13 protein-coding genes are annotated in these 15,875 nt (G+C 38.6%); 5 read left to right on the top strand and 8 right to left on the bottom strand.

What is annotated here, in order from left to right; genetic code table 11:
- Nucleotides 1-40: 40 nt before the first annotated feature.
- Nucleotides 41-751 carry a cytochrome c biogenesis protein CcdA gene (locus tag MHI04_RS08490; protein WP_058844721.1) on the bottom strand — a complete coding sequence of 237 codons (711 nt, stop codon included), beginning with the start codon at nt 749-751 and terminating at the stop codon, nt 41-43.
- Nucleotides 752-1,250: 499 nt separating this feature from the next.
- Here MHI04_RS08490 and MHI04_RS08485 point away from each other — a divergent pair, with 499 nt between their 5' ends.
- From MHI04_RS08485 to MHI04_RS08470, 4 genes are all read left to right on the top strand, one after another.
- The gene (locus tag MHI04_RS08485; protein WP_342535516.1) at nt 1,251-1,979 is read left to right on the top strand and encodes a FadR/GntR family transcriptional regulator; all 729 of its coding nucleotides are present in this window, start codon (nt 1,251-1,253) and stop codon (nt 1,977-1,979) included.
- A 145-nt stretch (nt 1,980-2,124) separates the two neighbouring features.
- Nucleotides 2,125-2,841 carry a (Fe-S)-binding protein gene (locus MHI04_RS08480; protein WP_058844720.1) on the top strand — a complete coding sequence of 239 codons (717 nt, stop codon included), beginning with the start codon at nt 2,125-2,127 and terminating at the stop codon, nt 2,839-2,841.
- A 15-nt stretch (nt 2,842-2,856) separates the two neighbouring features.
- On the top strand, nt 2,857-4,287 hold the full coding sequence (locus MHI04_RS08475) for a LutB/LldF family L-lactate oxidation iron-sulfur protein (protein ID WP_342535515.1): 1,431 nt from the start codon (nt 2,857-2,859) through the stop codon (nt 4,285-4,287).
- Nucleotides 4,284-5,000: a lactate utilization protein C gene (locus MHI04_RS08470; RefSeq protein WP_036129206.1), complete on the top strand. Its 717-nt coding sequence runs from the start codon at nt 4,284-4,286 to the stop codon at nt 4,998-5,000. Before MHI04_RS08475 ends, MHI04_RS08470 begins: the two co-directional genes overlap by 4 nt.
- Nucleotides 5,001-5,078: 78 nt before the next feature.
- Here MHI04_RS08470 and MHI04_RS08465 read toward each other — a convergent pair whose 3' ends face one another.
- Complete coding sequence (locus tag MHI04_RS08465) at nt 5,079-6,374, bottom strand: MFS transporter (RefSeq protein ID WP_036129204.1); 1,296 nt, start codon at nt 6,372-6,374, stop codon at nt 5,079-5,081.
- A gap of 123 nt (nt 6,375-6,497) precedes the next feature.
- Here MHI04_RS08465 and MHI04_RS08460 point away from each other — a divergent pair, with 123 nt between their 5' ends.
- Nucleotides 6,498-7,748: a helix-turn-helix transcriptional regulator gene (locus tag MHI04_RS08460; RefSeq protein WP_271912961.1), complete on the top strand. Its 1,251-nt coding sequence runs from the start codon at nt 6,498-6,500 to the stop codon at nt 7,746-7,748.
- Nucleotides 7,749-7,789: 41 nt separating this feature from the next.
- On the opposite strand, the gene MHI04_RS08455 is transcribed toward MHI04_RS08460, so the two are convergent.
- The 6 genes from MHI04_RS08455 to MHI04_RS08430 all read right to left on the bottom strand — a co-directional run bounded on the left by MHI04_RS08455 (nt 7,790) and on the right by MHI04_RS08430 (nt 15,867).
- Nucleotides 7,790-9,691: an endonuclease MutS2 gene (locus tag MHI04_RS08455; RefSeq protein WP_342535514.1), complete on the bottom strand. Its 1,902-nt coding sequence runs from the start codon at nt 9,689-9,691 to the stop codon at nt 7,790-7,792.
- 590 nt (nt 9,692-10,281) lie between these two features.
- Nucleotides 10,282-11,190 carry an EamA family transporter RarD gene (rarD, locus tag MHI04_RS08450; protein WP_342535513.1) on the bottom strand — a complete coding sequence of 303 codons (909 nt, stop codon included), beginning with the start codon at nt 11,188-11,190 and terminating at the stop codon, nt 10,282-10,284.
- Nucleotides 11,191-11,325: 135 nt separating this feature from the next.
- Nucleotides 11,326-11,862: a hypothetical protein gene (locus MHI04_RS08445; RefSeq protein WP_036129188.1), complete on the bottom strand. Its 537-nt coding sequence runs from the start codon at nt 11,860-11,862 to the stop codon at nt 11,326-11,328.
- A gap of 232 nt (nt 11,863-12,094) precedes the next feature.
- Complete coding sequence (locus MHI04_RS08440; RefSeq protein WP_036129184.1) at nt 12,095-13,264, bottom strand: toxic anion resistance protein; 1,170 nt, start codon at nt 13,262-13,264, stop codon at nt 12,095-12,097.
- Between the two features lie 469 nt (nt 13,265-13,733).
- Nucleotides 13,734-14,978, bottom strand: coding sequence for an ABC transporter permease (locus MHI04_RS08435; RefSeq protein WP_080717166.1), 1,245 nt, complete (start codon nt 14,976-14,978; stop codon nt 13,734-13,736).
- Nucleotides 14,962-15,867, bottom strand: coding sequence for an ABC transporter ATP-binding protein (locus MHI04_RS08430; protein ID WP_141903045.1), 906 nt, complete (start codon nt 15,865-15,867; stop codon nt 14,962-14,964). The genes MHI04_RS08435 and MHI04_RS08430 overlap by 17 nt, the downstream gene beginning before the upstream one ends.
- Between the last annotated feature and the right edge of the window lie 8 nt (nt 15,868-15,875).

Below are 15,875 nucleotides of genomic sequence, written 5' to 3'. Positions count from 1 at the left end.
CCTCCGCGTTAAAGTTCGGTATGCCTTTTAGTTTAACAAATTAAAAGCCTGTAAATCCACCGAAAATAGGCTGTAAAACGCGGGTAATATACGTTAAGCCGTCAAAGAATAATAAAATCCCCACGGCAATCATGACATAACCACCGATTTTCACAATTTTTTGGCTGTGTGTACGAATCCATGTCATACGTGAAATAAAGAAAGATAGCACGAAGAATGGAATCGCAAATCCTAAATAATACGCAAGCATATAGCTAAAGCCCGCACCAGGATTTGTACTAGCTAACATAATAATAGACGCAAGGATTGGTCCCGTACATGGTGTCCAACCTGCCGCAAAGGCAATACCAATTAAGACAGATCCAAAATAGCCAGACGGTCTATTTTTAAATTGGAACTTTCGATCCTTCATTAAGAAGTCTACTTGCAATAATCCGACAATCATTAAACCGAATACTACAATTAAAATAGCGCCAACCTGTCGTAATAAAGTTTGATAATTTAGGAAAAACTCCGCCGCAAATGAAGCGCTTAGTCCAATAATGATAAAGATAATTGAAAATCCTAGTAAAAAGAATAATGTGTGGAAAATGGCACGTTTTTGAAGCATGCCTTTTTCTGATTTTAGCTCATCTAGTGTCATACCCGTTATGTACGATAAAAATGCTGGATATAGTGGAAGAGTACATGGTGAAATAAAACTTAAAAACCCTGCACCAAAAGCTAAAAATACGTTAATATCAGATCCCATATTTTTTAATCGCTCCTTACAGTTACTGCATTCATCGTACCAAAAAAAAGGCTAAAAAGCGTCCTTTCTGTTTGTGAACGTTTCATGGCAAAATAATGAGGTTTTTAAGAAGTTCCATCAAGCTCCTTCTGCATTATGCCCTCCTCTTGATTTTCTGTCAACATAATCCGCCATTCTTCTACCCTATTATAGAGGTTATCGCTCACTCCTTTCCTCTAGCCTTGACATTGTCGATTGCTTGCCGTTATTGTTGAAAGAGGCTTTAGTAGTGAAACCCTCATAATTATTGTAAGAAACTATTCAGACGAACAGATTCATCATAACACCAAGTCATCAGATGACCATATTATAAGGTAACATTAACAATATTATTATCTTACATTTCGACAAGTATCCCCTACTCCACAAAGTGTTCATGTTAACCATGAGTATATGACTACTTTTCATGTATAATATTGATAACCGATGTGCAATGGATCGAAAAAAAGAGGTGTAGCCCTTGAAATTAAGAAAAATTAAACCAAAAAAGATTTATGAAGAAGTATCCGAAATCCTGCATGAAAAAATCAGGGCTGGTATCCTAAAACCAGGCGATCGACTGGACTCTGTAGAACAGCTTGCCGAACAATTACAAGTGAGTCGATCCGCCGTTCGAGAAGCGCTTTCTGCATTAAAAGCTATGGGGTTAATTGAAATCAAGCAAGGCTCTGGAACTTTTGTCAAAAGTGTACCAGCCAAGCAACTTGATTTTCCTTTATCCACTGCCATGTTAACAAATAAACAGGATATTGCGCATTTATTAGAGGTGCGTAAAATAATTGAAGTAGGAGCAGCAGCAAGTGCAGCAATCCATCGTTCAGAACAGGATGTACAAGCGATGTTACAAATTTTAGAGAACATGAAGCAAGCACATGGGGATGGTGAACTCGGTGAAAAAGTAGATTATCAATTCCATGCAGCTATTTCCACTGCCTCACAAAACCCTCTACTCGCTACAATCTTAGATCAAATTTCTGGCCTAATGATAGACACGATGAAAGAAACGCGACGAATATGGTTGTACTCCCAGAAAACAACGAGTGAACAATTATATGACGAACATATGCAAATCTTCCTCGCAATTAAACAACAAAATGAGGAGCTAGCCAAACATGCCATGGCGTCTCATTTAAGCAATGTTGAAAAAGTGCTCTTACAATATTTTGAAACAACTGAGTCTCAATCATAGTAAACTGCCTAGCACCCACTAGGTAGTTTTTTTATTTTCCGAAAATTCATGAAAAATAGTTTTATTCTCTGTAAAATTTGTTGTATGATAAAATCACCGATAAGTCATCAGATGACCAGTTGTTTTTTAAAAAGGAGCGATAAAGATGAAAGTCACACTATTTGCCACTTGCCTAGTGGATTTGTTTCAAGGGGATGTAGGGAAAGCCGTTGTTGAGGTGTTAGAGAGACTTGGCTGTGAGATTGATTTTCCAGAGGATCAAATTTGCTGTGGTCAGCCTGCCTACAATAGCGGCTATGTGAAGGAATCGAAAAATGCGATGAAAAAAATGATTACAGCCTTTGAGCATGCTGAATACGTCGTCTCCCCCTCAGGTTCTTGTGCTTATATGTTAAAAGAATATCCTGAGGTTTTTAAAGAAGACCCGATCTGGGCAACAAAGGCACAAGCATTAGCAGATAAAACCTATGAATTTACAGAGTTTATTGTCAACGTTTTAAAGATAAACGATGTCGGAGCTCATTTAGAAGGCAAAGCTACTTATCACACATCCTGTCATATGACACGATTGCTTGGTGTAACAGATGCACCTTTTCAATTATTAAAAAATGTCAAGGGCTTACACTATGTGGACCTCCCTGGCAAAGATCGATGCTGTGGGTTTGGTGGTACATTCTCAGTCAAAATGGGCAATATTTCTGGAGAAATGGTCAATGAAAAAGTACACAATGTGGAAGAAACAGGGGCAAATATTTTAATTGGGGCAGATGCTGGCTGTTTAATGAATATTGGTGGCCGCATTCACCGTCAAGGCAAGCCGATTAAAGTGATGCATATTGCAGAAGTCTTAAACTGCCGTTAAGAGGGGGAAATTAGAATGGCTATGAAAACAAGTGATGATCGCTTTCATCAACGTGTAACGAAAGAGCTGGAAAATCAATTTATGCGTCATGCTGTTTCGAGTGCCCAAGAACGTTTCCAAACACGCCGCCTTCAACAAACAAGAGAATTGGGACATTGGGAAGAATGGCGCTCGCATGGTGAGGAAATTCGCAAGCATGTTTTAGCTAATTTAGATTATTACCTCTATCAATTAAGTGAAAATGTTGCTAAAAGAGGTGGACATGTTTTCTTTGCCCAAACCGCACAAGAAGCAACAGCGTACATTCAAAGTATTGCGAAACAAAAGAATGCGACAAAAATTGTGAAGTCAAAATCCATGGTGACAGAAGAAATTAACTTAAACACGGCTTTAGAGGCGCTTGGTTGTGAAGTGATTGAGACAGACTTAGGCGAATATATTTTGCAGGTCGCAGATCACGAGCCGCCATCCCATATTGTGGCGCCAGCCTTGCATAAAAATAAGGAACAAATTCGCGATGTTTTTAAAGAAAAACAAGGCTATCGTCAAACCGAGAAGCCTGAGGAGCTTGCTCTCTATGTGCGGGAAAAATTAAGACAGGAATATTTAACCGCAGATATCGGTATTACAGGCTGCAACTTTGCTATCGCAGAAAGTGGTTCGATTACACTCGTCACAAATGAGGGCAACGCGGATTTAGTAACAGCGCTGCCGAAAACGCAAATCACAGTCATGGGGATGGAAAGAATTGTTCCTACATTTGAAGATATGGAGGTCCTTGTTAGCTTACTAACTAGAAGTGCGGTTGGTCAAAAGCTAACAAGCTATATTACCACACTAACAGGGATTAAAGGCGAGGGCGAAACGGATGGACCTGAGGAATTCCATTTAGTCATAGTTGATAATGGGCGCTCTGCGATTTTAGGTGGCGAATTTCAACCTATTTTACAATGCATTCGCTGTGCTGCCTGTGTCAATGCTTGTCCAGTCTATCGACATGTTGGCGGGCATACGTATGGCTCTATCTATTCTGGTCCTGTTGGGGTTGTCCTGTCTCCGTTATTAGGAGGCTATGATGATTTTAAAGAACTGCCATACGCTTCTACATTGTGTGGTGCTTGCACGGATGCATGCCCTGTTAAAATTCCTTTACATCAGCTCATTCATCGACATCGTCAAGTTATTGTAGAGAATGAAGGCAAAGCACCCGTGTCTGAAAAGCTTTTAATGAAGGCTTTCGGTTTAGGGGCTTCCTCCCCTACTCTCTATAAAATGGCAACAAAAATAGCTGCTCCAGCTATGTCCCCTTTTACGAAGGACCATACCATTTCAAAGGGGCCAGGCCCATTAAAGGCTTGGACTGAAGCAAGGGATTTCCCAGCACCAAATAAAGATAGTTTCCGAGATTGGATGCAGCAGCGTACAAAAGGAGGCAAGCATGAATGACAAGTATGATTCAACACCGAGAGAGCTTTTTAGCTAACATTGCTAAACAGCTTGGCCGTTCTCCTAAAACAGAACTTCCACGCCCAACTTGGCAGTATCAGCCACAAGATCGTGTGCTCAAGGAGTCGACACAGGATGAATTAGTAGAGGTTTTAATCAAGCAATGTGCTAACATTCATACGGATATTAAAATATCTAGTACGTCCACACTTCCCCAGGATTTACAAGCTATTGTTGACCATTATGGTGGTCAGTCCGTCATTACATGGAAGGACGAAAGATTGAAAGATTATGGACTATCTCCACTAATGACCGAACAATGGCCACAAGCCAATATCGAACTCTATGAATGGAATGCACAGCAACCTGAGGAAAATATTAGGCAAGCAGAAAAAGCAAATATTGGCATTACGATAAGTGAAATGACTTTGGCGGAATCAGGAACTGCTGTGCTTTTTAGTAGTAAGAATCGAGGGAGAAGCGTTAGCTTTTTACCAGAAAAATCGATTATTTTAATCCCAAAAAGTACGATTGTCCCTCGTATGACACAAGCAGCACGTTGGATTAGCGAAAAAATCCGTCGTGGTGACAACATTCCTTCCTGCATTAACTTTATAACAGGTCCCAGCAACTCAGCAGATATTGAAATGATTCTCATCGTTGGTGTACATGGCCCTATTCAAGCTACTTATTTGGTTATTGAGGATCGTTGAAATGGCTTCATCAAAAAACCCAAACGATCTACAAAACGCTGAAGTGTTTTTGATCGTTTGGTTTTTCAATTCCTCGAGCTATGTTGTTGTATTTGGAACGTTTTCACTTGAGTTTTCTTTTTCATAATACTCTGGATGTGCTTCCTTCAAGATAGATGGACGTAGCAGTGCTAGCGAAAGGATAATAATAATGATGCTTGTTACTGGTAAAATAATAGTTGCTGGTAATGTATCATATAACATTCCATAGACCACCATACCAATTGGCATCATGGACATCGCCATTGTCTCCATTAAGCCAAAGACACGCCCGCGATACTCCTCTGCAATAATTTTTTGCATATACACCCCAATCGGCATATTAATGCCCATTTCGAAAATTGCGAAAATAAAGTAGATGATTAAATAAAAGATGATGATGGCTATATAGGAAAAGCTTGTGAGTAATGGGATAATTGCTAAGGCAACACTTCCAGCCAATAGCAATAAGCTCATTTTCGAAAAGCGTAACGGCACCTTCACTTCTGGTCTTGTTGCGAAATAAAGGGATGCCACAAGCATACCCGCTGCTCCTGAAGCCTCAATAAAACCAAAATGCATGGATTTTACTTTTAGCAATTCAATAATAATGTATGTTCCCCCTACAGCGATAGCAGAAAAGAACAAATTAATCCATAATGCCACCCACATAATGGTTTTAATAACTGTACGTTGCTTGATGTAATGAAACCCATTTTTCAGTCCATCCCACATCTTTTCTTTTATCACATCTGCCCCTCTTGTACTATAAAGATTAAAATCCATCGTAGCCTCTAAACAAAAGGCAATCGTATAGGCCACCATATTGACCATTAAAAATACATCCATGTTAAAAAATCCATACATCATACCACCGATGACTGGTCCCCCAATCGCAGCCACAGACATCGACAATTGATTAAAGGACATCGCACGCTGTAAACGCTCTGGATTGACTAGCGTTGCAATGGCAGATGAGAACGTTACACCAGAAAATGCTGAGCAAATCGTATTAAAAACAGTAGCTATGTAAATGGCATAAACAGACATTCCTACTGTTTCTGTATAGAGCAGCAAACCCCCTACGGTCAAAATAGTCCCTGCCTGTGCGATTAAAATCGTTCGTTTTTTCGAAAAGTTATCCGCAACATAGCCTGCTAAAGGGGCTACAAGTGCACGTGGTAGTACAGAACAAATCATATTCGTTGCAAAGCTCATCGCCGATCCTGTCATCGCTAAAATATACAAGCTGAAGCCAAACGCCATGACATTCGCTCCTAGCATGGCAATCATTTTGCTTGCCGTGAATGTCCATAAATGGTAGGTCGCCTTCTTTAATTTATCCGCTTCATTCATCCATAAATCCCTCCGTTTTTTAACTAAATTAAAAAGTTTAATTATATTAAACAAAATATACCACAGCTTCCCCTTTTCACGCAATAAAAAGTTTAATATAATTAAACAAAAGGAGGCGAGGCAATGGACTCTTTAGGCACACGCATTCGCAAATTAAGGAAAGAACAAAAATTAACATTAGAAGCACTTGCTGGTGATCGTCTAACAAAAGGAATGCTAAGTCAAATAGAAAATGATAAGGCCAAGCCTTCAATGGAAAGCCTTGACTATATTGCTGAGCGTTTAGGTGTAAAGGCTAGTGAGTTACTGGAAGAAGTAACCTCATCCTCCATTCGCCAGCTTTTAGAGCAGGTTGAAATTTTATTTACAGAAGTAAAACGTGGTGATGCAGACCATCATCAAAAAATTGTAGATTTGATTAGGCCGTCTATAGAGGGGCTTCCGCTTAGTTATGAAGCAGGCCGTTTATTGTATATTTACACTGATGCACAGTATGAAGCGGGATTAACGACATGGGAATCCCCACTTCAACAAGCACGTATCATCTTTAAAGAAATTAATTTACTGAGCCATTGGTTTAAAACCTTCGTTCTACAAATGACCATTTTCGCTGAAAAACGGCAATATAAATTGGCTTATAGCTGTATTTTACAGGCAAAAGAAATCATTGAACAAGAGGACTATCAGCTTGATTCACGGGATGCCCTGTTAATGACTTATTATTCAAGCGTTTTACAGCTTGCCATTGGGGAGCATGAGGAAGGGAAAAAGTTAATAAACGAGACAATTGCCAACGCACATAAAAACCAACTGTTCTATAAAATTGATGATATGTATCGTATTGGTGCGTATTGTGCCATGATTGACCATGACTTTGAACAAGCGGAGCATATGTTTATGAAGTTGGAACAGTATCGGGCATTTGCCGAACGTGTTCAAGTAGATGCTTTAATTTTTATTTTACGAGCACATTATTATAATAATTACAAACTTAATTATGAGCAGGCTCTGATAGAAATAGAGCGTTTTAATGAGCTCATACATGAAGATTTTGAAATTTTGGATGCAAACTATTATTATGCTGAAAAAGGAAAGTCCTGCTATTTACTTGGTCATTATGAGGAAGCGAAGGCCGCATTTGAACACTTTACAAAAAAACCGATCTTTATTAGCCATCCGTATGACATCCTAGCTTTAAATGAGTGCTTTTCCTATAAAGCCCTTTGCTATGCCCATTTTGGGGAGCTGACAACAGCCTATGACATTGCGAAAATGGCCTACACGGATTCACTGGAATTAGTTGATTTACCCTATAAACACAAAATTGAGGAAGTCTATCGGACGATTAAGGCACAAATTGATTCCATATCCTAAAATAAAGGGATTGCACAGCCTCGTGCAATCCCTTATTTTTACTACTGACGATCGTTCTTCATTTGTTTATGGATTTTACGCAACGCCTTTTTGGAGCCTCGTTGGATATCATGCTGAAGCTTGCGTTCATGATAGTCTACAAATAATGTCTCGAGATCATACCCCTCAGGATATAGCTCCTCTGCTGGTAATTCCAAGGTAAGTCGTTTGACATGCACCTCTAGCATTTGCCTCTTATAGAATACGCTGACATTATTGTATGGATTCATTTCTTCGTAGACAATGCCTACATCATCATAATCCAATAATTTTACACGGTCGCCTTTGGCAAAGGCATACGTCGCCCCCATGCTCGTTTTCTCTGCTTGTGGCTTACGAATTTTGCTGTCTTGAACAAGCGTTAGCTGATAATCCTTATTATTCAAATAATCCTTTGCCCTTTGTAAAACCGTTTCACGGACATTCATTTTTTTAGAAATCCATAGGGCATTACTCTCTCCAGACGTGCCAATTAGTAATTGATACAAAGGCTCTAGTGTTTCACTATTAAAGCGCATTGCCGCATTCATAAAATCAGGATGCATCTCTGAAAATCGTTTAATTTCGCCATAATGTGTTGTCGCTACGGTGATACAGCCCATCTGGTAAAATTCCTCTAGCATTGCAATTGCCAGTGCAGCTCCTTCATTTGGTTCTGTTCCACTGCCTATTTCATCGAACAGTAAAAGTGTATGATTATTTGCTGCGCTCATAATGTCGGACAGATTTTTCATATGGGACGAAAACGTACTTAAGGCATTTTCTATACTTTGATTGTCGCCAATATCAACAAAGATATGATCAAATATCGCCATTTCAGTTCCTTTATCCGCCACGATATGAAAGCCTGACATCGTAGCTAATGTTAAGAGACCAATTGTTTTCAACACGACCGTTTTCCCTCCAGCATTTGGTCCTGTGATAATTAAGCTACGGTAGTCCCTCGCGATAGAAAACTGTAGAGGTACTGCATTTCCTGGTAGTAAAGGATGCTTGCCATTGATTAATTGGATAAAGCCATAATCATTAATACGTGGCTCCATACCACCAATTTGTCTACTGAACTTTGCCTTGGCAAAGACCATATCATACTGGCTAATTAACTCCATGTTAATATGGATGGCTTGTAGATGTTCCATTAAAAGCCCAGATAAAGTTGCTAAAATTTGATACTCCTCTATCGCTTCCTCGGCTTTTAAGGTCGCCAATTCCACATTTAATTTAGCCACTACACTCGGCTCCATAAAAACGGTTGCCCCTTTTGAGGAAATTTCCACTACTGTCCCCTGTACATGGTTTTTATAAGAAGCCTTTATCGGAATCGTATAACGATCATCTTTTTGACTAATAAAAAACTCCTGAATGTATGTTTTATTGGCACTGTTATTCAAAAATTTCGTTAAGCGTTCTTTCATTTTTTCCTCTGTCGTCTCCATATGATGGCGAATACGCTTTAATTCGCGACTAGCAGCCGAATCCACACGATTGGCTTTGATTGCAAAATTAATTTCTTCTTCAACGCTTTTAAATTCAGCCATGGAATGGGCATAAGATGAAAGAACTGGTGCAAAAAATTCCTTATCCAGCATGAATTTTTTGATGTTACGACAGCCTCGTAAAAAGTCTGACATACTGACTAGCTCACTTGGATCTAAAATCATGCCCTTTTCAAGCTTCGTCATCAAATGCTCTATATTCGATACCCCTAAAAAGGGTACATGACCCTCTGCATCTAAAATCGCACGAGCCTCTGTTGTTTCATTCAAGCGCGTTTTGACTACCTTTAAGCTTGAGCTGGGCATTAATTTATCTAAAAGTTGTTTTCCTAATCCGCTAACACAGTAGGATTTAACGATATCTTTTAATTCATCATATTGTAATTTATCAAGAGTCATACTATTCATTTGTTTATGCTCCTCATTGTGATGTTTTATCATACATGAAGATACCTACCCAATATTAGATAGCAATGATGGTTTTTGAACATAGCAATTGCGTCTCTAAGTAATGGACGCTTCACTTTCGGCACAAAAGCATATGGGTACAGCAACATAAAAAAGCTGTGAGGATTCCCCACAGCTTCATCTTTAAAAGGCGAGTTTTTTAGCATCACAAATAAAACCTCATCTAATTGAAGTTCCAAGCATGTGTGCCACGCTTCATAAAGTATTGTAGGTATCTACATAGGTTTTTGAAATAAATCCATGACAAATTAAGGGGTGTGTTCATGACATATATCCCCTGTCGTCATAGCCTTTATTTCATTCAATTTTTACCTAGTTAGAACCTACCGCACTCACAAACATGCACCTCGCATTAAATTATCATTGTTATCTAATTATTGACATTTTACTATATGCTAGCATGGAAGTAAAGGTTGAAAAGGAAAAGTTCCTCCAATTTAAAACACCTCTTTTTCTACTTCTCCATTATTGTTATCGTGGACGTCATAATTCCATCACAAAAAAAGACCTGTAGAAACTCTACAAGTCTTTTACGAAACGGATTTATGATGGGCCTTCCTTGTTTCTATGATTTTAGACCCTGAGAATAGTAGTAAAGCCGCCCAAATAATGCTGAATGCGAGGAACTCTACTTGACTAAACGGCTCTTTGTATAGCACGATGCCTAAAATCAAGACAATGGTTGGCGCCACATATTGAATAAAGCCTAGTAAATATAAAGGAATATTTTGTGCGCCCTTCGCAAATAAAATAAGCGGCACAGCTGTGACTAACCCACTGAAGATCATCAAAATGTCTGTTTTGACATCGACATGTAAAAATGAGGCTTGATGGTTTGTAAACAGATAAATGTAATAGCCTAATGCAAACGGTAAAATCAATAATGTTTCAATCGCTAATCCCCTTGTAGGGTCCAGTGTAATTTTCTTTTTCAGTACACCGTAAATAGCGAAAGATAGCGCGATCAACAATGCTACCCATGGCACAGAGCCATAATTAATCGTTAAAATAATTACCGCAATAAAAGCAATTCCCGTCGCTACCCATTGTGCACGACTTAGCGATTCTTTAAAGAAAATCACCCCAAAAATAACAGACAAGAGCGGATTAATATAATAACCTAAGCTCGTTTCAATTAAATGGTTATGTGTGACTGCCCAAATATACAAATACCAGTTCATTGAAATAACAAAGGATGCACCCGCAAGCTGCCAAAAATGCTTTTGATGAGACCATAAATATTTTAAATCTGCAACAAGATCCTTCCGCATTCGAAAGACGATGACAGCCAGTACCGTAAAGACAAAAGACCAAATGACACGGGATAATAAAATTTCCATACTTGGTACATGTTCAAGTAGTTTCCAATATAAAGGGAATGCTCCCCAAAAGGCATAGGCTAAAATAGCAGCCAAAACCCCTTTTTTCTCATTTGACATGGCCAATAACGCTCCTACTCTTATTGAAATCGGTGAACGACTTCACATACTCTTAAACTAGTTAAAGAATAGACCCATTATAGGACTTTGTGCGGCAACTGTAAATGCCAAATTTCAAGTGCCTGACAATAGCTGTTAGCCTTTTGGCTCAGATTCTAGCTCGGAAATGTATCTTCGCACGGTGCTATAGCTAATATCTGGATTGATCTGGCGTTTGATGCGAATATGGATTTCTTTAATTCCAACCCCTTGTTCACGCATATCTCGAATCATCGACTTCAAAGGACCCGTCAGTGACTCTCTAGACATAGCTGTATATTTACTTAATTCAATCAGTAGCTCCGTATTTTGTTGGCGGAGCACCTTCATCTCCTCTATCACACAATTGTATTCGGTTACCTTTTTCTGTAGCACCATATTTTGCTGCTTGACCTTTTGCAAATCCTCTGTAAGCTGAGCATTTTGTTTTTTTAGCATTTTTCGTTCTCGTTCTAAACTTGTTTGCTTGTTATCTAAATCTGTATGCATAGTATTGTACAGTTCTTCCATATGCAACAGTTCTAAATAGCGGCTTTGTGGAACGATCATTAAGCTATCTGTCGTATATAGAGCAATCGTGCCATCTTTAAAAGGCTCATACGACAATGTAGAGGGCTTTAGTTTATTTGGCATTCGTTTTTCACTCCTCCACGAATCAATTCATGTAATCCTATTGCTTGAAGTAACATTTATCCGCTTCCTTTTTCATTTGATAATCATTCTCATTTAATTTTATCATAATCAGTATTTTGCTTTTTGTCAAAAAACAATTTTCACTTGGCGTAATACTTCCATTTGAGACAGAGTCACGTCATACATGGCATAGAAAAAGCTTCCTGCCAAATGATTGCAGGAAGCTTTAGACTTACATTTTTTTCAGTTTTTCATATTCCAATTGCAAACGTTCAATTCGTTTACGACCTTCTTCACGGTTTCTAGCTGTTTCTGCTTGTATTTGCTTCGTTTCTTGAATACCAGCCATAATCGTTTGCCATGTTGTTTCAATCGTTTCGATTTTAATGCTTGGGCTACCAGCTTGACGTGCGATATTCACACTGTTTTTACTAATATTTTCAGCATTGCGAACAAGCATTTCGTTTGTACGACGGTCCAGTTCAACCATCGAATCGGAAATTAGCTTTTGGCGTTTCAATGTGACTGCATGAATTAACCCTTGTTTAAAGATGGGAATCGTCGTCACAAAGGCAGAGTTAATCTTACCAATTAAATGGTTATTCCCCTGCTGCATTAAGCGAATTTGAGGTGCTGATTGGAATGATACTTGCTGTGCCATTTCTAAATCATAGCGACGTTGCTCTAATAATTCTACAGCGCGTAGCATTGTTTCATATTCCATTGCTGCCAGTTGATCACCTGTTTGTGCCTTTTGCTCAAGTGCAGGTAATGATGCGCGAACCTCTTCTGTTTTTACTTCAATCGCTGCAACAAATTTACTTAATGACTGGAAGTAGTTTAAATTTTGGTCATACAGATTTTCAAGGTCGATGGTATTACGCTTCATTTCACCTTCATACTTTTGAATTTCACGAAAAATAACATCTACTTCTTTGTTCATGCTGTCATATTTAGATAAGAACCTTTCCAATTGCTCTTTCCCTTTATTAAAGAGCTTGGAGATGAAACCGCCCTTTTTCTCTTCCGCAAAATCTTGTGGATCGAACTTATCCATAATTTTATTAAGATTATTTAATAGCACACTCGACTCTTCCAGCTTACTGGCTTTCATCGTTGCGAGCATTTTATCTGAAAAGGTAGAAATGCCACTTGCTGTTTCTTTACCAAGCTCAAGCATAGCAATTTGATCTTTCACATCAATTTTTTGTGCCAGTGCATGAACCTCAGGATCTTGCTTTAACACCAGCTGATTTTGTGCAATTTGCGATAACTCCTGCTCTGACACAAGTACCGGCTTTTGCTCAGATGCCTGTTGAACTAGTGGATTTGGCTGTAATAAAGGATTTTCTGAAGCGAATGGGTCCTTGGATTTTAAAAGATCATTGTTGAATTCAGACATACGTTTTACCCCCTGCAATTTATCTCTACTAATTACTTACGATTACCATGTAAAAAAGTTTCATTTCCTACAGTATGAAAAAATACGAGTTTGTTACATTATAGTCATTCTGGTGAAGGCTATATTGTAAGCTATATTGGTTAGGGTGAGCATTATGAATAAAAACCTCTATCTGGGCACGATGAAGGAGAATGTCTTCCATTTCTTTATTGATGGGACATCGCTGTTGAAGTTTTTGAAAGAACTGAGCTTTTTCCTCAGGTGTTGTTAAACGACACTTTGGCTTTAGGGCAAGAAGCGCGTCCACCTCTGATTTAGTTAACATAGTCTCACCCCTTTTTTAAATTATAGCTTCTTTCTATACAAAATTCGACTGATTCCGTAAATTCCTTTGCATTGTTTGCTAGCAATGGCATCTACTGACCAAAAAAACAGCTACATCATCCATGTAGCTGCTTTTGGTCTTGTGTTATGTTGTTACCTTTAATACCGTTTTAATTTTTTGAATGACACCACCAGAGCTATATGTCAATACACTGCGTTTATAGAACGATAAACTAAATAGGTACACGACAACAATCGTTGCGATTAAAATACCTAAGGATAATAGTGGAACAATACCTCCGATATCTGTAGCACCAATTCGCATTGGCATGATCATACCAGAAGTTAACGGGATATAAGAAAAAATTTTAATGATTAATGTATCCGGATTCCCCATGCCTGTAAGCATGACATAGAAGCCAATGATCGTAATAATCATCGCTGGCATTAAAACTTGACCCGCTTCTTCTACCTTTGATACCAATGAACCAAATAATGCACCAATGATTAAATACAGAATGACCGTTAACAACAGGAATACGATAGCATAGATTACATAGCCAATAGATAACTCCTTGATAATGCTAGCAGCCGCATCCCATACCATGCCACCTTTAATAAATTTCGCATAGATGAGGAAAACTGCTGCAATAATACCCATCTGTGTTAAAGCCAGCAATAATACACCAGCAATTTTCGCTTTAAAATGTGTCGCTGGTTTGACACTTACTAGGAGCATTTCCATTGCTCGTGAGCCTTTTTCAGAGGCAATTTCAGTCGTAATCATCGATAGGAATGTAGAAATGAAGAAATAGATTAAAATGCCGACAGCATAGGAAACAACTAACCCTGATTGCTTTTCTTCCTCACTTTTCCCACCTGCTGATTCCTCATTTAAGTTTTTCGTTGAAATCGTTGTTTGAGCTGCCATAATTTGTGCTGCTTGCTCAGGTGATAACGATAATTGCTGTACGGCATAATGCTGACCAGCATACTGCAATAAGGATGACAATGTGGATTGATCGTTCAATTTCAATGGTGTGAACGTCGCTATTTCTGCTTGTAGCTGACCATCTTGATCGTTAATCGTCACAATCGCATCAAGCTTGCCATCCTTTACTTTTTTTTCAAGTTTTGAAACATCCTGTTCATCCTGAATAAAGGCCATATCCCCATTGGAGACAAAGATTCCACTTAAATCTGCAGAAGTTTCATTAATAATGGCGATTTGCTGTGCTTCATCATCACCCGTAAATAGCTCTTTAATTTCTGACCAGAATACAGCTACAGACATGACAAGGACATATAAACAGGTCATTAAGATAAACGATTTGGACTTGATTTTAGATTTATATAATTGCTTCATTAGTAAACTAAACTTCGACAACATGGCCACCTACCTTGTCTTTAAAGATTTCATCTAACGATAAATAATCCAAGCTGAATTTTTCAATATATTTCCCATTGGACAGCTGCTCAAAAATACTTTGGGCAAAGCTTTCGTCTGCTAATGTAAGAACCGTTTGCTCCTTCTCTACACGCACATCCTTTACGCCTTCTAGTGCCAATAGCTGTGTTGTCGACCAATCCGTACGAACTGCAAGCTTTGTTTTACCATATTGTTTCTTTAAATCTAGTAAGCTTCCAGAAAATAAAGAGACACCTCGTTTTAATAAGCACAAATGATCACAAAGCTCCTCGACATTATCCATTTGGTGACTGGAGAATAAAATGGTCGTACCCTGCTCTTTTAATAGTAAAATCGCATCCTTCAGTAAATCTTTATTAACGGGATCTAGTCCACTAAATGGTTCATCTAAAATTAAAAACGCTGGTTTATGAATAAAGCTTGCAATGAGCTGAACCTTTTGCTGGTTCCCCTTTGATAATGTTTCTGCCTTATCTTTACGTTTTTCTTCCAGTTCAAAGCGTTGAATCCAAAAATCTATTTCTTTTTTTAGCGCTGCTTTTTTCATACCACGTAGCTCACCAAAAAAGTACAACTGCTCCTCTACCTTCATCGTTGGGAAAATACCCCGCTCCTCGGGTAAATAGCCAAGGATATCTCGGTTAATGGCATTGACTGGCTGACCACTCCAAGTAATTGTACCCGCCGTCGTTTCCTGTAAATCTAAAATCATTCGGAATGTCGTTGTCTTCCCTGCACCGTTTTGTCCAATCAGACCAAAAATTTCACCTTTTTCAATGGTAAAATTCAAATCATCCACAGCTGTAAAATCCTTGTACTTCTTTGTAACACGCTGTAACTGTAATGTCATGTTGTCAT

The sequence above is a fragment of the Lysinibacillus sp. FSL K6-1151 genome, assembly GCF_038630755.1.
Taxonomy (GTDB): Bacteria; Bacillota; Bacilli; order Bacillales_A; family Planococcaceae; genus Lysinibacillus; species Lysinibacillus fusiformis_D.
Note: the sequence above shows the minus strand (reverse complement) of the source record. Positions and strands in the feature narration are given on the sequence as shown.